The organism is Paenibacillus jilunlii (assembly GCF_900102965.1).
In the GTDB taxonomy this organism is placed as follows: Bacteria; Bacillota; Bacilli; order Paenibacillales; family Paenibacillaceae; genus Paenibacillus_AQ; species Paenibacillus_AQ jilunlii.
On record NZ_FNGM01000001.1, the window covers coordinates 748,337 to 763,145 of the forward strand.

General features: G+C 51.9%; 16 protein-coding genes and 1 riboswitch. Of the genes, 10 read left to right on the forward strand and 6 right to left on the reverse strand.

Features of this window, described 5'->3' with window-relative positions:
- Window positions 1-58: 58 nt before the first annotated feature.
- Genes BLQ82_RS03560 through BLQ82_RS03570 form a run of 3 tightly spaced genes read right to left on the reverse strand, consistent with a single transcriptional unit; the run spans window position 59 to window position 2,659 of the window.
- On the reverse strand, window positions 59-1,111 hold the full coding sequence (locus BLQ82_RS03560; RefSeq protein WP_062521603.1) for an ABC transporter substrate-binding protein: 1,053 nt from the start codon (window positions 1,109-1,111) through the stop codon (window positions 59-61).
- Complete coding sequence (locus BLQ82_RS03565; RefSeq protein WP_062521605.1) at window positions 1,108-1,884, reverse strand: ABC transporter permease; 777 nt, start codon at window positions 1,882-1,884, stop codon at window positions 1,108-1,110. Before BLQ82_RS03565 ends, BLQ82_RS03560 begins: the two co-directional genes overlap by 4 nt.
- Window positions 1,865-2,659 (reverse strand): ABC transporter ATP-binding protein, encoded by a 795-nt coding sequence (locus BLQ82_RS03570; RefSeq protein WP_244280682.1) that lies wholly within the window; start codon window positions 2,657-2,659, stop codon window positions 1,865-1,867. Before BLQ82_RS03570 ends, BLQ82_RS03565 begins: the two co-directional genes overlap by 20 nt.
- Window positions 2,660-2,751: 92 nt before the next feature.
- Window positions 2,752-2,855: riboswitch (TPP riboswitch) on the reverse strand.
- Between the two features lie 248 nt (window positions 2,856-3,103).
- Here BLQ82_RS03570 and BLQ82_RS03575 point away from each other — a divergent pair.
- The 3 genes from BLQ82_RS03575 to BLQ82_RS03585 are packed head-to-tail and all read left to right on the forward strand — an operon-like array spanning window position 3,104 to window position 5,448.
- Window positions 3,104-3,955: an amino acid ABC transporter substrate-binding protein gene (locus tag BLQ82_RS03575; protein ID WP_062521610.1), complete on the forward strand. Its 852-nt coding sequence runs from the start codon at window positions 3,104-3,106 to the stop codon at window positions 3,953-3,955.
- Between the two features lie 59 nt (window positions 3,956-4,014).
- Window positions 4,015-4,683 carry an amino acid ABC transporter permease gene (locus BLQ82_RS03580; protein WP_062521612.1) on the forward strand — a complete coding sequence of 223 codons (669 nt, stop codon included), beginning with the start codon at window positions 4,015-4,017 and terminating at the stop codon, window positions 4,681-4,683.
- Between the two features lie 12 nt (window positions 4,684-4,695).
- Window positions 4,696-5,448: an amino acid ABC transporter ATP-binding protein gene (locus tag BLQ82_RS03585; RefSeq protein ID WP_062521614.1), complete on the forward strand. Its 753-nt coding sequence runs from the start codon at window positions 4,696-4,698 to the stop codon at window positions 5,446-5,448.
- A gap of 116 nt (window positions 5,449-5,564) precedes the next feature.
- On the opposite strand, the gene BLQ82_RS03590 is transcribed toward BLQ82_RS03585, so the two are convergent.
- A complete protein-coding gene (locus tag BLQ82_RS03590; protein WP_062521616.1) occupies window positions 5,565-6,239 on the reverse strand; it encodes an S-layer homology domain-containing protein in 675 nt (224 codons plus the stop codon).
- Window positions 6,240-6,557: 318 nt separating this feature from the next.
- Between BLQ82_RS03590 and BLQ82_RS03595 the strand changes: the two genes are divergently transcribed.
- A complete protein-coding gene (locus BLQ82_RS03595; RefSeq protein ID WP_062521618.1) occupies window positions 6,558-7,031 on the forward strand; it encodes a Fur family transcriptional regulator in 474 nt (157 codons plus the stop codon).
- 121 nt (window positions 7,032-7,152) lie between these two features.
- On the opposite strand, the gene BLQ82_RS03600 is transcribed toward BLQ82_RS03595, so the two are convergent.
- Entirely contained in the window at window positions 7,153-7,833 is a 681-nt protein-coding gene (locus tag BLQ82_RS03600; RefSeq protein WP_025703298.1) for a TIGR00266 family protein, read from the reverse strand.
- Between the two features lie 407 nt (window positions 7,834-8,240).
- Between BLQ82_RS03600 and BLQ82_RS03605 the strand changes: the two genes are divergently transcribed.
- The gene (locus BLQ82_RS03605; protein ID WP_062521620.1) at window positions 8,241-8,468 is read left to right on the forward strand and encodes a hypothetical protein; all 228 of its coding nucleotides are present in this window, start codon (window positions 8,241-8,243) and stop codon (window positions 8,466-8,468) included.
- A 142-nt stretch (window positions 8,469-8,610) separates the two neighbouring features.
- Here the strand turns inward: BLQ82_RS03605 and BLQ82_RS03610 are convergent, their stop codons facing one another.
- Window positions 8,611-9,444, reverse strand: coding sequence for an AraC family transcriptional regulator (locus tag BLQ82_RS03610; RefSeq protein ID WP_062521622.1), 834 nt, complete (start codon window positions 9,442-9,444; stop codon window positions 8,611-8,613).
- A gap of 329 nt (window positions 9,445-9,773) precedes the next feature.
- Here BLQ82_RS03610 and BLQ82_RS03615 point away from each other — a divergent pair, with 329 nt between their 5' ends.
- The 5 genes from BLQ82_RS03615 to BLQ82_RS03635 all read left to right on the forward strand — a co-directional run bounded on the left by BLQ82_RS03615 (window position 9,774) and on the right by BLQ82_RS03635 (window position 14,781).
- The gene (locus tag BLQ82_RS03615) at window positions 9,774-10,541 is read left to right on the forward strand and encodes a sugar phosphate isomerase/epimerase family protein (RefSeq protein ID WP_062521625.1); all 768 of its coding nucleotides are present in this window, start codon (window positions 9,774-9,776) and stop codon (window positions 10,539-10,541) included.
- Complete coding sequence (locus BLQ82_RS03620) at window positions 10,534-11,631, forward strand: Gfo/Idh/MocA family protein (RefSeq protein WP_062521627.1); 1,098 nt, start codon at window positions 10,534-10,536, stop codon at window positions 11,629-11,631. The genes BLQ82_RS03615 and BLQ82_RS03620 overlap by 8 nt, the downstream gene beginning before the upstream one ends.
- Before the next feature lie 87 nt (window positions 11,632-11,718).
- Entirely contained in the window at window positions 11,719-12,783 is a 1,065-nt protein-coding gene (locus tag BLQ82_RS03625; RefSeq protein ID WP_062521629.1) for a Gfo/Idh/MocA family protein, read from the forward strand.
- Window positions 12,784-12,820: 37 nt separating this feature from the next.
- A complete protein-coding gene (locus BLQ82_RS03630; RefSeq protein ID WP_062521631.1) occupies window positions 12,821-13,789 on the forward strand; it encodes a sugar phosphate isomerase/epimerase family protein in 969 nt (322 codons plus the stop codon).
- Window positions 13,790-13,794: 5 nt separating this feature from the next.
- On the forward strand, window positions 13,795-14,781 hold the full coding sequence (locus tag BLQ82_RS03635) for a phosphotransferase family protein (protein ID WP_062521633.1): 987 nt from the start codon (window positions 13,795-13,797) through the stop codon (window positions 14,779-14,781).
- Window positions 14,782-14,809 lie beyond the last annotated feature (28 nt).

The following is a 14,809-nucleotide window of genomic DNA, read 5'->3' on the forward strand; positions in this document are numbered from 1 at the left end:
AGCATACGGCTTTTTTTGCCTAACTTTAAGCAATCAAATGTATAAAATGCAACACACTTCACAAATTAATAAAAGCCTCCTGCGCCTTGAAATCGCCATTCAGCAGTCCGTTCTCATTCAGCCAGGTCTTAACCTTCTCCCATGATGCAGGGTCCTGATAGCCAAACGGTTCATCGCCGGCATCCATCAGGGGAAGCAGCAGCTCAAGGCTTTTGGTTTCGATGTCTTTGTCCAGGGGAGCAGTAGCATCCTCATGAGCCATCAGAAGGTCCAGCGCCTCCTGCGGGTGCTCGGCAACAAATTGCTGTCCTTTGCGTGCCGCTGCTATGAACTTCCCGATGTATCCTTCAGAATTTTGCAAGCCCAGATCGCTTGCAACCAGAACCAGTTCGTAGTAGTCGGGAACGCCGTAATCCGTAGGGTCCAGCGAAATGACCGGATGCCCTTCCTTTTCCAGAATCAGCTGCTCATGGTTAATAAATCCGCCGATAATTCCGTCCACCCGTCCGGTCGAAAGGGCCGGAATCAGGTCAAAACCCACATCGGTCAGCTTCACTGCGGACGGATCGCCGCCATCGCTTTTGACCATTGTTTTCAGCATAGCTTCGTACAAGGGGATCGAAGAATATCCGGCATTTTTCCCTGCCAGCTCTTTCGGGCTTTTGATCCCGCTGTCCGCCGGTACCATCAGATGGTTCAGCGGATGCCGGACGATTGCGGCGACAGCCTTCACCGGGATCTGTTCTCCACGGGCCATCAGCACCTGCGGCTGGTAGCTTAAGGCCAGATCGGCTTTGCCGGCAGCTACCAGCTTCAGGGCATCATTGCTGTCTGCGGGCATCTGGATATCAACATCCAGGCCTTCCTCTTCGAAATAGCCCTTCTGCTGTGCAGCGTACAGGAAGGAGTGAACGGCGTTCGGATACCAGTCGAGCATAATCGTCAGCTTGTGGGGCTGCTGGGCGTGATCTGCTGAAGCGGAGCTGGCTGGAGCAGCATTGCTGCCGCCTCCACAGCCGCTTACAGCAAGGGTAAGGCATAGAAGCAGCGATAGGGAGAGCAAGGAGAGCTTCGTTTTACTAACAGAATGTCCTGAGGGAAAGATGTTCATCGGTGAATGCCTCTTTTCTGCAATATAATGTTTTCGAGCAGCTTAATACTTAAGAACAGAATGATACCGAGTGCGGATAAAAGAAATACAGCGGCGAACATCTCTGCACTTTGCAGATTGCCCGCCATCCGGCGGCTGAAATACCCGAGCCCCCGGCTGCCGCCCAGCCATTCCCCAATCGTTGCGCCAATCACACAGTAGACCATAGAGAGCTTGAGTCCCGAAAAGAGCGAGGGCAGTGCCGGAGGAATCTGGGTTTTCCGCAGAATCTGCCAGCGGTTCGCACCAAGTGTGAGCAGCAGCTCTTTGTACACCGCTCCGCTCTTGTGCAAACCGTCATAAGTGCCGATGACGACCGGAAAAAAAGCAGTCAGAAAGACCACCGCCACCTTGCTCCACAGCGTATAACCAAACCACATTATAAAAATGGGGGAGAGCGCGATCAGCGGAATCGTCTGGCTGATGACCAGTATAGGGTACAGCGCCTTCTCCAGCGGAGAGAACATATGCATTCCGGTACCCAGCAGCACACCGCAGCACACGGACAGCACAAACCCCAGCAGCACCTCCTGCAGCGTAGCGGGCAAATGTTCTCTAAAGAGCAGCAGTCTCTGCTCCAACATTGCCGTCCATATGGCCGTAGGGGCCGGAAGAATGAAGGCAGGGACAAGCTTCAGCCGGGCGGCGCTTTCCCAGACGGCAAGAGTCAGCAGTACCAGCAGGGCAAAGGGGCCATATTCGTGCAAAAACTTTTTAAGATATGTACGTGTCATACAGCCTCCGCTCCAAATCCGCCCGTAAAGCAGCAAAATGCGGTTCATAGTTCATGCGGTAATGCCTGGGTCGCGGAAGATCCACCAGGAATTCCTGTACACCGCCGCCAGCACCGCCGGACATTAGATAGATCCGGTCACTGAGCAGGAGTGCCTCCTCCAGATCGTGGGTGATGAACAGCACAGTCTGTTCCAGACTGCCCCACAGCTCCAGCAGCCAGCGGTGGAGCCCGCGTTTGGTGATGGCATCCAGTGCTCCGAAGGGTTCATCCAAAAGCATAAGCTTATGGCCGGCAGCCAGCGTCCGCAGCATAGCGGTCCGCTGGCGCATTCCGCCGGACAGCTCGTGCGGATAACGCTGCTCTGTACCTTCCAGGCCAAAACGCTCCAGCATATTGCGGATATTCCTTACCGCTTCCGTTTTGCTGCCTGTTCTGTTCAGCTCCCAGGGCAGCAGGCAGTTGTCCAGCACAGTTCTCCAGGGAAGCAGCAGATCCTGCTGTGGCATATAGGCAATCCGGCCCAGGCGTAGGGATGGATCGGAGGATATCGTTCCGAGAACATTAAGGTCACCGCCGGTGTGCTGAAGCAATCCGGCGATGATTTTAAATAGTGTGCTTTTGCCGCAGCCGCTGGCACCAACCAGAGAAACGAATTCCCCTTGGCGCACATTCATTGACAGTCCGCTGAATACCGGAGCCTCTGGAGATGTGCTGAAAGAATAGGACAGGTTCGTCATTGAGATCATATTCGTATGTGCTAAGCCTCCTTTCATATGCACGGCAACACAATAAAGACCCATCCGTCTCCGAGTGGAGACAAATGGGTCTGAAAGGTTCAGGCAGTAGACGTATAGCGGCACCGCTGATCGTTTCTGTTCCACTTCCCTCCGCTGGTATGATCCAGATCAGGTTCCAAGGGTCCGAAGCTTCACGCTTCGTCTCAGTCGGCAGACTCCCCTAGTGAAATAGCAGGTCAATATTGAATTTGCAATTGCTAATTAATATAGCATATTCAGGCGTGTTGTCAAAGCATCTAACCTCAGGAAGGCCGGGTTCGCTGTTTGCATGATTCGGACTCAAGCGCGTTAAAACGGTTACATTATAATTCCGATGTTTATAATCGGAAAAGTTCTTGACTCCGCTGACATGACGGTGTTACTATTCAACTTGCCGGGACAGCCGGAATATACAGAGATGATGAGAGGGGTTAACTATTAATGAAAAAACTAAGTCTGACAATCCTGATGCTGCTTACGGTGGTACTGGTAGCGGCATGTGGCAATAATACCAAGAATGCAGCAGGAAATAATACAACAGCCGAGTCCTCCGCGGCTCCGACAGCAGAAGCTTCAGCTCCTGCGGAACAGAACAGTCTGGATGCGATCAAAGCAAGCGGCAAGCTCCGTATCGGAACCGAGGGTACCTATGCGCCGTTTACTTTCCATGATGCCTCAGGCAAACTTACCGGATTTGATGTGGAGATCGCTGAAGAGGTGGCCAAGCGGCTGGGAGTGAAAGCGGAATTTTTCGAAACCCAATGGGACGGGATTTTTGCCGGGATGGATGCCAAGCGCTTTGATGTTATTTTCAATGAAGTTTCGATTACGGATGAGCGTAAGGTGAAATATGATTTCTCCGATCCGTACATTGTCTCCAAGGCGGTATTGATCGTTGGCGAGAAGAATGAAGACATCAAGACTTTTGCGGATCTGAAAGGCAAGAAAGCCGGCCAGTCTCTTACCAGCAATCTGTCCGATATCGCCCGTGAGAACGGTGCGGAGCTTGTGGTCACCGACGGCTTCAACCAGGCGATTGACCTGTTGACCTCCGGCCGGATTGATGCAACTGTGAATGACGGACTGTCCTACCTGGATCTGAAGAAGCAGAAGCCGGATGTTAAAATTAAGGTTGTCGACGAAATCGCCGAGGGTTCCCAGAGCGCCGCTGTCTTCCTTAAGGGCAACGATGAGCTGGTAGCTGCAGTGAGTGAAGCATTGACAGCTATGAAAAGCGACGGCACGTACCTGAAGATTTCCGAGAAATATTTCGGTGCTGACGTTTCCAAATAATAACGGATGGACCAGGCGGCTGCGGCCGCCCGAAGTCCGAAGAAGGATGTCTGATCGCAATGGATGACCGTAAAATACAAATTTTCCTCGATTCCTTGCTGCCCCTGCTCAAAGCCGGGGTGGCTTTTACCATTCCGCTGGCAGTAGTCTCCTTTATTCTGGGCCTGCTGCTGGCTATTTTTACCGCACTTATCCGGCTCTCGCCTTGGACTTTGCCGAAGCTGATCGCCCGCTTCTACGTCTGGATTATCCGTGGAACGCCTTTGCTTGTACAGCTGTTTATTATTTTCTACGGCCTGCCGGCGGTGGGGATTATCCTTGATCCGTTTATTGCTGCGACCATCGGGTTCACGCTCAGTGTAGGAGCTTATTCCTCCGAGATTGTGCGGGCTGCAATTCTGTCCATACATAAAGGCCAGTGGGAAGCCGCATTCTCCGTAGGGATGACCCGGGCACAAGCGCTGCGGAGAGTCATTCTCCCCCAGGCAGCACGTGTTTCGGTTCCGCCTCTGTCGAACTCTTTTATCAGCCTGGTCAAAGACACCTCGCTTGCCGCGACTATCACTTATGTGGAAATTTTCAAAACAGCCCAACAGATTACGGCTACCTCCTATGAACCGCTGCTGCTCTATAGTGAAGCCGCTTTGTTCTACCTGCTGTTCTGTTCCGTGCTGTCGGTTCTGCAAAATTACCTGGAGAAGCGGCTTGACCGTTACTCGGCAAGATAAGGAGGAGTACCTGTGATTGAAATTCGTGACTTGCATAAATCCTTTGGTCCCCTCCAGGTGCTGAAGGGTGTCGATCTTACCGTGGAGCCCGGCAAGGTACTGGTTATTATCGGTCCTTCAGGCTCCGGAAAAACAACCCTGCTGCGCTGCTTCAATCTTCTGGAACAGCCTGACAGGGGGAGCCTGACACTGGGCGATATGAAGCTGGAATTCACAGCGGGAGGGAAAATTCCGCAGCGTTCTGTGCTGGCCCTGCGCCAGCGGACCGGGATGGTCTTCCAGTCGTACAACCTTTTCCCGCATATGACGGCTCTGGGCAACGTGATGGAGGGCCAGATTACCGTACAAAAACGCTCCAAGGAGGAGGCGCGCCAGCGGGCTATCGGGCTGCTGGCGAAGGTTGGCCTTGCGGACAAGGCGGATGCCTATCCGCATCAATTATCCGGCGGCCAGCAGCAACGCGTAGCCATAGCGCGGGCGATGGCCGTGGAGCCGGAAGTGCTGCTGTTTGACGAGCCCACCTCGGCGCTTGATCCAGAGCTGGTGGGTGAGGTGCTGAAGGTAATCAAGCAGCTTGCCTCGGAAGGCATGACGATGGTCATCGTCACCCATGAGATGAAATTCGCTGCGGATGTGGCGGATCAGATCATTTTGATGGATGGCGGTGTGATTCTGGAGCAGGGCAGACCGGAGCAGGTGCTGGAGCATACAACCAATCCGCGCGCGCTGCAGTTCCTGAACCGGATTAGCGGTGAGGAAATATAACTTTAATCTATAGAAACACCAAAAAGGCAGTCCGGGGGGAATTCCGGACTGCCTTTTTGAATTGCCAATCCGCCATTCCATACTCAGGGGAGGGAGTGTGGAATGACGAGCCTCGTCTAGCTCTGTGGCGCGGTATTTGTTTTGGAGTTCAGGTAATCCAGTGCGTTGTAGAGCATAACGGCCGCTTCGGCGCGGGTGATTTCTTTTTTCGGATTGAATTTGCCGTTAGCATCCAGTGTGTTGATGTTGTATTTCAGCGAGCGCTGGATGCTGCCCTGGAAAGAAGGCTCTAAGGTGTCAGCGTCGGCTATATCTGCAGGAACAATATTGATCATCGGCAGATTGCCAACCTTTTCAATGCCCTGGACCAGCAGGTTGGTGAATAATTCCTTGGTCATTGGCTTCGAGGGATCAATATCCGCAGCGATTTCGATCCCGTTGTAATGGGCGTTGACAAAAGCTTCCGCGTACCAGGCATTGTCTTTCACCTTGCTAAAGGTGCCGCTGGCGAGTGGAGCCTTGTTGAAGTCGATAGCCGCCAGGCTCAGTTGAAGGCCTCCGGCGATAAACTGGACTCCCTGAGCGGTTGTTACTTTGGAGCCGGGGAGGAACTGGGTGTCGGAGATGCCTTTGATCAAACCTTGCTCCTTCAGGGAATTAATTTTGTCTTTGCCGGTTACGTTGTTGATATCCTTGAAGCTGCTGTCTGCGGCAAAGATGGGACCGGCAAGTGAAAAAGTAAGAAGCGATACGCTGGTAATCGCTGCAAAAGCGCTCTTTTTGAAGTTCATAGTATTTCCACCTTTGTCTGTAGGATTCAGGCTGCTTAGCCTTGTTCAACACCTCAGACGGCTCAGAATATGGAAAGGTTGCAGGCAATTAAATTTTAGATCTAAGAAAGTTTAACCCTTACCTTGATTTTTGAAACAGCACTTTGCGGCACGGTTGCTAGCCCGATATGTTTTTTTGATGGTTTGTGCTGATTTTTGATGGGGAATGTTATAATGGTGTCAGGCTCTTTTCTTTGGTGGATATTTTTGTTATGCTTATATCGTAACGATTACTAATTATAACTCAGTTTGCGCTTCCGGAAAGGTGGGAGACTACAAGTGAACCCGATTGCTAATATCAGTCAGCAGTTTGCTGCGCATCATTATAAATTAACGCCACAGCGCGAGGCCATCGTCAGAGTTCTGCTTGATAATGAGAAGGATCATTTAAGTGTGGAAGAGGTCTACATGCTGGTGAAGAACAGCTATCCGCATCTTGGGCTTGCAACGGTATACCGTACCCTGGAGCTGCTGTGTGAGCTTCATATTGTAGAGAAGATGATTTTTGGGGATGGCGTGGCCCGCTATGATTTGCGGGGGGATGATCATGCCCATATGCACCATCACCTGATATGCAATGTATGCGGCAGGCTGGAGGAAATCAAGGACGATTGGCTCCTTGAGCTGGAGCTGCGGCTGGAACGTGAATACGGCTTCAACGTCACCGATCACCGGCTGGATTTCAAAGGCACCTACAATTCATGCAAACGGAGCGGCTGCAAAGGGGAAAAGTCATGCCAGGCTGTCTCCTAGAGCAACTGAAGGTTTGACGCCGGCGGATGAAAGCGGAGAATGTAGACAGCAGCATGTACACACCACAAAACGGCATTTCAAGAGCAGCATACTATGCTCTGGAATGCCGTTTTTATTAGGTCTAGGGTCTGGAAGGCACAAAAGATTTGATCCATGTTCCGAAGCTGCCCGGATTGCGGGATTGCACCAGCACTACGCCTTCGCCGCGGAACCGGCAGACCAGCGCTTCGCCGCTCGTCAAGCTGTTCAGCCAGCCGGAGGCGGCTTTTTCCACCTTGTAGTCCATATAATCCGGCCAGGCCACCAGATGCCCGTTATCGATGATCATTTCTTCGCCCGGCTCCAGATTGATGGCATGAATTGCCCCGAACGATGAGAGGAACACGGTGCCGCTGCCGCTGATTTCAATAATGAAAAATCCTTCCCCGGAGAACAGTCCCCGCGTCAGGTTTTGCATCTTCGTGTTGACCTGAATGCCGTGGGTTCCGGCGAGGAAGCCGTCCTTCTGCACATACAGCTTGTACGATCCGTCGAGCTCAATGGCCTGGATGTCACCGATGGCTCCGGGAGAGAGCAGCACTTCACTTTGTCCCCGCGTTGCCGTCAGCTCCTGGAAGAAAAATTTCTCGCCGCTGAGCATTCTGCCCAGCCCCCGCATCAGGCCGCCGTCCACGGTTCCCCGTAGCTCCACACCCGGTGACATGGCGACCATGGCCCCCATCTCTGCTTTAACACTTTCACCCGGATTCAAATGCACCTTAAGCATGGCAAAAGCACCTTCGTATAAAACGTCGTATTTCATTGATTTCCCTCCGCATCCATAAGTTACAGTTACAGTTACAGGCTCTCCCGGTATTCCACTGTTTTGCCCGCCAGCCGGGCGTATTCGATCTCCTAGGATGTGCAAAACACGATCACTCTCTGCATTGGCAGGTTGGTTCGAATTGTTGCTTGAACGGGTGGAGCCGCATAAGGTAATATTTCCCGGATGATCGCAATGTTCCATGGAACCTTCCTATTGAAAGGGATGCTTGTATCCATCAAGAATACTGTACCCGCAGCTGCTTGTGCAAGCGTACACCGTCAGGCGAGAAGATTATAGTCAACTTTACCGGGCCATTCACATGAGGTTATGTTAAAATTGAACTGTCAGCACGTTCAGAAAAGGGCATGCTGATCTAATTCACAAAAGAAGAGGAGTGTAGCCCCATGGCACGCACAAAAACACAAAAAACCCTGCTTAAGGCAGAACGCTCCGGCACCTGGTGCGCGGAACGAAACCGCAGACTCAATGATCATTACGGAGCCATTTCCCAGCATGTCCGGGTTACCCCGAGCAAGCAGCAAAAACTGAATAAGATCAAACACAAGGAGCGGATCTTCCAGGATGGCGCTCCTTTTGCATATCCGGGGGAGCGGGTGCCGGCTTTAAGGTAAAAATACCTTTGATTGGGCAGTGTAGGCGCAGAAGAGCGAAATCAAAGGTAAAAATACCTTTGATTGGTTAGTGTAGGCGCAGAAAAGCAAAATCAAAGGTAAAAATACCTTTGATTGGGCAGTCTAAGCGCAGAGGGTTATATTAAGGCAGCGAGGCCGTTTCTGCTTGCCGGCTGTACGCGCGGTACTGCTTGGGGGACATTCCGAACCGGCTCCGGAACAAGCGGTGAAAATAAGTGTAGTTGGCGAAGCCGCAGGTCTCGGAGACATGCTCCAGCGGCATTGGGCTGAAGGTAATCCGCTCCCGCGCCATATCCAGCCTGACGTCGTTGACATATTTGACAATGGTGGTGCCAAAAGCCTCCTTGAACAGATGAACCGCCCGGGAGACACTGATATCCACATGCCCGGCCACATCCTCCAGACGGAACGGATACGCGGCATGCTCCTCTACATATTGCTTCATACGGTAAGCCAGATAGCCTTTGGGTGAAACTGCGGGCTGTTCAGACATCAGCCGGTCAATTTCCAGGCATAATATCTGCAGATAACAGGCTGAAATTTCCGGCGAGGAGTTGGCCAGGCGGCGCTGCTCCAGCACGATTTGCCGGAAGAGGCCAAGAAAATAGTCGCTCAGCGGCATAGGAAGTACCAGCGGCCGCTGCTTGCGCGTCCACCATTCCTCAATCCAGGGTCCTCCGCAAAAGATATGATAATCACCGCTTTCAATCCGCGGTTTGCCTACAGGATAGCTCTCTTTGTCGATACTAAGGTAATAGGGATCGCTCGGAGCGAACAGCATCAGGTCGCCGCTCTCCACTGTGGTCAGAACACCGTTGACCATGGTCCGGCTGCGGCCTTCGGTCTGCAGGCGCAGAAGATAATAATAGACACTGTCTCCGCCCGTCATATGAAACGGTTTGCGGTGGACAGAAAATCCGGCGGATAGTACATGGCAGGGTGCAGTTTGTGTCATAGATCCTCCAGGGCATCATAATGTGAATTTAAAATGATAAGCAGATTGTTCATGTTTTAATCATATTCTTCATTTTATTATATACGCTTTCATATTACTATGTACCTGAGCAAAAAACGTATAAATGAAGTAAAGGGGGCTTTATAACGGCTCTGGAAGCTACATAGGCAATCTCAGTGGAAGCAGAGGGATAAAAATACAGATATTGGACAGCCAGATACTTGCAGCCCTTTTGTTCATGTGAGGTACATCATGTGGGTCCTTCAGGGACGATATGAAGCGTAATTCGAAGTGTAACTAAATCCAGACCTACTAGGAGTGAGACGAACATGCTTAAGATCGGCTTGCAGCTGTATACGCTGAGAGAAGAACTGGAACAGGATTTCGAAGGGACGATCCGCAAGGTCGCGGAGCTTGGATATGCCGGCGTGGAGTTTTTTCACTATTTTGGCCGGACAGCAGAGCAAGTGAATGCGCTGCTGCAGGAAACAGGACTCATCGCGCTCGGCGCGCACCGTCCATATGATGCCATGCTGAATGACACGGAGCAGGAAATCAGCTTCAATCTGTCTATTGGCAACCGTAACCTGATCGTGCCTTACTTGACTGAAGAGCAGCGGAATTGGGAAGAGGTTGCCGCTAATCTGCGGAAGATCGGGGAGCAATGCAGCGCCCGCGGCGCCGTGCTTTCTTATCATAATCATGATTTTGAATTCAAAGAGCAATTTGGCGGACGTACCGCGTTTGACGGCATTTTCGAGGAAGTGCCTGCAGATCTGCTGCAAGTGGAAATGGATACCTGCTGGGTGTATTATGCGGGGTATGATCCGGTAGAGTATATTCACAAATACGCCGGGCGACTCCCGATTATCCATCTGAAGGATATGAGAAAACGGGAAGACGGCTCGGCTGAGACCGTTGTCCTGGGTGAAGGGGAAGTAAAGCTCGAAGCCATTCTGGAGGCGGCGGATGCAGCAGGAGCGGAGTGGGCTGTAGTGGAGCAGGATTTTTGCAGCCGTTCACCGCTTGAAAGTGTAGCAGACAGTATGAAATGGATTACAGCATATGCCAATCAAGGAGGAAAAGTTCATGTCTAACAAACTCAAAATTGCTATTATCGGTTGCGGTGGTATCGCAAACGGCAAACATATGCCAAGCCTGTCCCGTCAGAACAATGCGGAAATGGTCGCTTTTTGCGACATCATAGAGGAACGGGCACAGGAAGCGGCGAAAACTTATGGTACGGAGGATGCAGTCGTATACACAGATTTCCGTGAGATGCTGGCCGCTGGCGGATTCGATATTGTTCATGTATGTACACCTAACGACAGCCATTCCGTAATTTCAATAGCTGCACTGGAAGCCGGCAATCACGTAATGTGCGAGAAGCCAATGGCCAAAACAACGGCACAGGCTCAGGAAATGCTCGACGCTGCCCGCCGTACAGGCAAAAAACTCTCGATAGCTTACCAGAACCGTTACCGTTCGGACAGTGAATATCTGAAGGGGCTCTGCGAAAGTGGCGAGCTAGGTGATATCTATTACGGCAAGGCGATTGCGCTGCGCCGCCGTGCAGTTCCGACATGGGGGGTATTTCTGGATGAAGAGAAACAGGGCGGCGGCCCGCTGATTGATATCGGGACACACGCGCTTGATCTTACGCTGTGGCTGATGGACAACTATAAACCGCGTATGGTTGTCGGTTCCACATTCCACAAGCTGGGACAAAAGAAAAACGCAGCAAATGCCTTCGGTCCATGGGACCCGGAGCAATTCAAGGTGGAAGACTCTGCCTTTGGCTTCATTACGATGGAAAATGGGGCTACAATCTCCCTGGAATCCAGCTGGGCGCTGAATGTATCGGAGTTTCGTGAAGCCCAAACCCTCCTCGCCGGTACTGAGGGCGGTGCGGATATGAAGGACGGATTGCGTCTGAACGGAGAACGTGCCGGCCGTCTGTACGAAACCAAAGTAGATCTATCCTCCGGCGGCGTTGCCTTCTACAGCGGAGGGACGGAGAGTGAATCTGATCGTGAAGCCCGCCTTTGGCTGGAAGCCGTAAGCGAAGACAAGGAACCGGTCGTTAAGCCGGAGCAGGCATTAGTAGTTACACAAATTCTTGAAGCAATCTATGAATCCGCGCGCACGGGCCGTGCGGTGTACTTCGACGGAAGCTCAGACAAATAACAAGTGACAAAGTTATACAACTGAACTGGAGAACCTGATTCATCTTCAGTTCGGTTGTATAGATCTATCGAAACAGGAGTGGAGACCATGAGTTCACACAAGCATACGATCGTCATCGTTGGTTATGGCGGAATGGGAAGCTATCACACACATTTGATTGAGGAGAACGGCCGTCTGGAGGTGGCCGGAACATTCGACCTGCTGGAGGAACGGCGCAGTGCTTCCGAAGCAGCGGGGTATACAGCATATGCCAGCTATGAAGATGTTCTGGCAGATCCGAAGGTTGGGACCATACTGATTGCAACGCCTAACGATGTGCACAAGGAAATCGCTCTCGCTGCGTTCAGAGCAGGCAAGCATGTGATTTGCGAGAAGCCGGTCGCGATGTCCTCGGAAGAGTTCATTGAAATGACTCAGGCGGCCGAATCAGCGGGACGTGTGCTGATGGTCCATCAGAACCGGCGGTGGGATGAGGACTTCAGGGTTATCAAGGAAATGTACGACCACGGGACGATTGGTTCATTGTTCCAGCTTGAATCCCGTGTCCACGGGGCCAATGGCATACCCGGCGACTGGCGCCATGTGAAAGCGCAGGGCGGCGGCATGCTGCTGGATTGGGGCGTTCATCTTCTGGATCAGCTGCTGTTCATGATTGACAGCAAGGTGGCCAGTGTGAGCAGCAATTTAAGCTTCATTCTGGGGAATGAAGTGGACGACGGCTTCGAGGCCATCCTGCAGTTTGAGAATGGCGTCAAAGCTATCGTTGAAGTAGGTACGACGAATTTCATTACCCTGCCTAGATGGTATGTCAAGGGGACGGAAGGCACAGGAGTTATTGAGGATTGGTCTTTAACGGGACGGATCGTCACCCGCAACCAGGAAAGCGAAAAGCTGGAGCCTACTCCAATCCGTGCCGGTGTGGGTCTGACCAAAACCATGGCGCCTCCGTCAGAGGGAGCAACGATAACTGAAGCTTTGCCGCCAGCGGCAGAGCTGGCCTCCAGCTTCTATACCAATTTTGCCGATGTCATTGAAGGTACGGCTGAGCCCATTGTCAAAAATCCCGAGGTGCTGCGCGTGCTGAAGCTGATCGAAGCGATATTTGCGGCAGCGGAAACCAATCAGACCATTAAGGATTTCGATTTGTATTGAAATGGACCCATTATCATGAACGAGAGGCGGCAGATCAATGAAACTTGGCGTATTTATGGTGCTTTTCGGCGGTCGCAAGCTGGAGGACGCGCTGGATTATGTAGCTTCCAAAGGACTAAAGGCAGTGGAGATCGGCACGGGGGGCAACCCCGGCAACAGCCATTGCGATCCTAAGCTGCTGCTGGAGAATGAGGCAGCACTGAAGGAGTTCAAGCACGCTGTAGAGTCACGCGGGTTGATGATCAGTGCCCTGAGCTGCCACGGCAATGCGCTGCACCCGCAGAAAGAGCTTGCCCGCAAGGATCACGAGGATTTTGTAAACTCGGTAAAATTGGCGCAGAAGCTTGGTGTTCCGGTAGTTAACACATTCTCCGGCTGCCCTGGCGACCATGAAGATGCCAAATACCCGAACTGGCCGGTAGCTCCCTGGCCTAACGACTACCAGGAAATTCTGGCATGGCAATGGGAGAACAAAGTGATTCCATACTGGACGGAGTGGGGCGCATTCGCAGCACAGCATGACGTGAAGATTGGCCTTGAGCTGCATGGAGGCTTCTCGGTGCATACACCGGCTACTCTGCTCCGCCTGAGAGAGGCTGCAGGTGAGGTGATCGGTGCAAATCTGGACCCGAGCCATATGTGGTGGCAGGGGATTGATCCGGTGCAGGCGATTCATATCCTTGGACGCCAAGGCGCAATTCATCACTTCCACGCCAAGGATACGGTGATTGATCCGGTAAATGTGAATATGTACGGATTGACCGACATGCAGTCCTACACCAATATGCTGGACCGTGCCTGGCAGTTCCGTTCGGTAGGCTACGGCCATGAGGTGAAGGTGTGGGCAGATATTATCAGCGCCCTGCGGCTTGTCGGTTATGACTATGTGGTCAGCATTGAGCATGAGGACGGGCTGATGTCAATCGAAGAAGGATTCTCCAAAGCAGTGAATAATCTTCGCCAGGTGCTGATTGAAGAACCGCTCGCCGATATGTGGTGGGTTTAGAGCCAATGGAGAGCTTCACTAAGGTCAAATTGGATGATCAGCAGCTTAGAGCCTTAGCAGCAAGTACATTTGGAACAGACACAGCCATTATCAGCAGCAAGGAGCTGACGGGCGGTTTTTTTAATTCAGCTTATGATCTTGAACTATCAGACGGCAGATCTGTAATATTGAAGATTGCGCCCGCAGCAGAGACGGAGACGCTGAGCTACGAAAAAGACATTATGCGCGCCGAGGTAGAGGCACTGCGCCTGGTTCTCGCTGCGGGCACTGTGCCCGTTCCGGCGGTTTACGGCTTTGATGAGAGTCTGGAATTGATTCCAAGCCCGTATTTTTTCATGGAAAAGGTTGAAGGATATCCTTACATTGAAGTTAAAGATAATCTCCCGGACGAAGTGAAAATCTCCATTGAACGGGAACTGGGACGTTACCAGCGCCTGATCAACGGGATTAAGGGAGAGCGCTTTGGTCTTTTTGGACAGCCGCCGGATACCGCTGGTAGAACATGGCGCGAGACCTTCACCGCGATGATTCATAATGTGCTGGATGATGGACAAAGACTGGGGGCAGTACTGCCGGCTTCTTATGACGAGATCAAGCAGGGCCTTGAGAAATATTTTCCGGCTCTCGACGAAGTGACCGAACCGCGTCTGATTCATTGGGATCTGTGGAACGGAAATATTTTTGTCAAGGATGGTGTGATCGTTTCAATCATTGACTGGGAACGTGCGCTGTGGGGGGATGTGCTGATGGAGTACTACTTCCGGCACTTTGAGAATTCTCCGGCGTTCTTTGAGGGATACGGGGCCACGTTTGACAGTCCGAATGAGCGGCTTCGCATCAAACTGTATGACTTGTATCTTGACCTGATTCTGGTTATTGAGTGCTACTCCCGGCAATACAAAGATGAGAATCATGTACGCTGGGCCTTTGAGAACCTGCAGGAGACATTGAAGGAGTTTGTGGGCAACGATAACATAAATTATAATGATTAGAGTCGAAGGCCGGTTCTCCGTGGAGACG

Coding starts and splice junctions, on each gene's coding strand:
- BLQ82_RS03635 (WP_062521633.1), top strand. CDS start 13,795: ATGGAGAGCTTCACTAAGGTCAAATTGGATGATCAGCAGCTTAGAGCC.
- BLQ82_RS03605 (WP_062521620.1), top strand. CDS start 8,241: ATGGCACGCACAAAAACACAAAAAACCCTGCTTAAGGCAGAACGCTCC.
- BLQ82_RS03560 (WP_062521603.1), bottom strand. CDS start 1,111: ATGAACATCTTTCCCTCAGGACATTCTGTTAGTAAAACGAAGCTCTCC.
- BLQ82_RS03580 (WP_062521612.1), top strand. CDS start 4,015: ATGGATGACCGTAAAATACAAATTTTCCTCGATTCCTTGCTGCCCCTG.
- BLQ82_RS03600 (WP_025703298.1), bottom strand. CDS start 7,833: ATGAAATACGACGTTTTATACGAAGGTGCTTTTGCCATGCTTAAGGTG.
- BLQ82_RS03620 (WP_062521627.1), top strand. CDS start 10,534: ATGTCTAACAAACTCAAAATTGCTATTATCGGTTGCGGTGGTATCGCA.
- BLQ82_RS03615 (WP_062521625.1), top strand. CDS start 9,774: ATGCTTAAGATCGGCTTGCAGCTGTATACGCTGAGAGAAGAACTGGAA.
- BLQ82_RS03575 (WP_062521610.1), top strand. CDS start 3,104: ATGAAAAAACTAAGTCTGACAATCCTGATGCTGCTTACGGTGGTACTG.
- BLQ82_RS03610 (WP_062521622.1), bottom strand. CDS start 9,444: ATGACACAAACTGCACCCTGCCATGTACTATCCGCCGGATTTTCTGTC.
- BLQ82_RS03630 (WP_062521631.1), top strand. CDS start 12,821: ATGAAACTTGGCGTATTTATGGTGCTTTTCGGCGGTCGCAAGCTGGAG.
- BLQ82_RS03625 (WP_062521629.1), top strand. CDS start 11,719: ATGAGTTCACACAAGCATACGATCGTCATCGTTGGTTATGGCGGAATG.
- BLQ82_RS03570 (WP_244280682.1), bottom strand. CDS start 2,659: ATGAAAGGAGGCTTAGCACATACGAATATGATCTCAATGACGAACCTG.
- BLQ82_RS03590 (WP_062521616.1), bottom strand. CDS start 6,239: ATGAACTTCAAAAAGAGCGCTTTTGCAGCGATTACCAGCGTATCGCTT.
- BLQ82_RS03565 (WP_062521605.1), bottom strand. CDS start 1,884: ATGACACGTACATATCTTAAAAAGTTTTTGCACGAATATGGCCCCTTT.